The sequence below is a fragment of the Lutibacter sp. genome, assembly GCF_030692605.1.
Taxonomy (GTDB): Bacteria; Bacteroidota; Bacteroidia; order Flavobacteriales; family Flavobacteriaceae; genus Lutibacter.
In genome coordinates, this window is record NZ_JAUYUD010000113.1 from 1 (window position 1) to 1,825 (window position 1,825).

The window sequence follows — 1,825 nt, forward strand, 5'->3', positions numbered from 1 at the left end:
TCGTCACTTCGAGTGATTTTCGATAGAAAATTGTATCGAGAACAGAAAAATGATAGTTAAAAACGGTTCTCGATACATTTTTTGTTTCGTTTTACTGCACAAAAAACACTCGAACAGACGTTTTTAATAATTGCACCCAACGGCAGTTTGTCTTAAAACCCCGGTTATTTTATCAAATATAGCAAAAAAGCGGAGGTAAATGAAGCGATTTGCCGAATGTTGAAAAAAACTTTAACCACAAGATTATTAAAAATCGAACGTGTTAAAAAGGGTTTAAATGACTTAATAACTGCCAAAAAATCAATCATAAAAAGCGACAGTTCTTTGAGGAACTTTTGTAGCACATTTTTATCAATTAGGTTAAAGATTCTTCGCAGGTTGTAAGCGGTAAATATAAGTCCGACATCAGCAGCTGCTCTTTTGATACCTTTTTTAGTGGAGATGTAATAAAATCCCCATTGTCTTTTGATGATTCCATAAGGATGTTCTACGATGGCTTGCCGTCGGCGATAGCGTTGTTTGTTTTGCACTATCCGTTGTTTGTTTTCAAAAATAAGGTCAGCATGTTCCGATCGTTCGAGCATTCGCCCTGCTTTGTTGTTGGTACATCGTGAATTATACTCGCAGCCCTTACATGCTTTAGTGGTGTATTGTTTTATTTTATTGGAGGATTTTCCCCTGCTTTTGTTGTACCATCTGCCATTGGTAGTAAGCAATTCGTTTGCCGGACAAGTATAGCAATCGTTTTGTTTATCGTACTCAAAATGTTCTACATCAAATGCAATATCGGGTGCATGCGAAGCCACCTCCGGAATGGCAACCATCACTTCTACACCATGAGCATCAGCGTAAGCAAATTCACTTCCGGTGTGATATCCTTTGTCGTAAAGTAGGGTAAAATCGTTTTTACCCAAAATGGTTTTAGCTCTGCGAGCCATACCGCCCATAGCTTTGCTGTCATTTTCATTGGTTAGTTTATAATCGATCGGGATGTTGTGTTTGGCATCAACGGTGGTTTGTACACTGTAAGCCACTTCGGTAATGTTGTTTCGGGTAATCATTTGACGGCTGTCAGGGTCTGAGGTAGAGATTTGAGTTTGGCCGGATTCTTCTAATTGTTGGGTTAAATCGTTGTAAAAATCTTTGCGTTGGTTATGGGTATCGATGTGCTGTTGAATCACCTTTTTGTTTTCATCACCATCCGCCAAATCTAGCGCAGCGTTATATTCCTCCAATTTGTTATCAATATACACAAGATGGCGTTGAATTTTTTTGGGATTGAAATTGTTTTTTTTGGAGTTTTGAGCTCTGAGTTTGGTGCTGTCACCGGCCAGAAGTTTGCCGCCGATCAGGTCAAAATGTTTGGCAAGTTTAACGGTCTGCCGGAACACTTTTTGAATGGCATTAGGATTGTCTTTTCTAAAATTGGAGATGGTGTTGTGGTCTGGAGTCAATCCTTTTAAAAGCCACATGAGTTCAATATTTCGTTTACATTCTTTTTCCAAGATGCGGGAGGAGCGCATCCGGTTTAAATAACCATAAATAAACAACTTCAATAAATCTGCAGGATGGTATGCCGGACGACCATTTTCAATAAAATCCATCTTAAAACCAAAGTCGGAAAGCTTTAAACTATCCACAAAAAGGTCAATAAGGCGGATTTCGTTGTTTTGGTCTATGGTTTCATCTAGCGAAGAAACGAAAAGTGGAATTTGAGACCTGTTTTTACCGATAATAAACTTCATAATAAAAGTTGTTAAAATATGATATAAATATATTGATAATCAATCAATTAGCAAAATAAAATGCCGCTTATTTAAGAATT

At 37.7% G+C, this 1,825-nt stretch carries 1 protein-coding gene; it reads right to left on the reverse strand.

Annotated elements, in window-relative coordinates; translation table 11 throughout:
* Positions 1 to 164: 164 nt before the first annotated feature.
* Entirely contained in the window at positions 165 to 1,745 is a 1,581-nt protein-coding gene (locus Q8S45_RS12170) for an IS1182 family transposase (protein ID WP_305605207.1), read from the reverse strand.
* Positions 1,746 to 1,825: the final 80 nt, after the last annotated feature.

What these genes read in the sequence shown, in the direction of transcription:
- Q8S45_RS12170 (WP_305605207.1), bottom strand. Translation starts at nt 1,745, where the DNA reads ATGAAGTTTATTATCGGTAAAAACAGGTCTCAAATTCCACTTTTCGTT.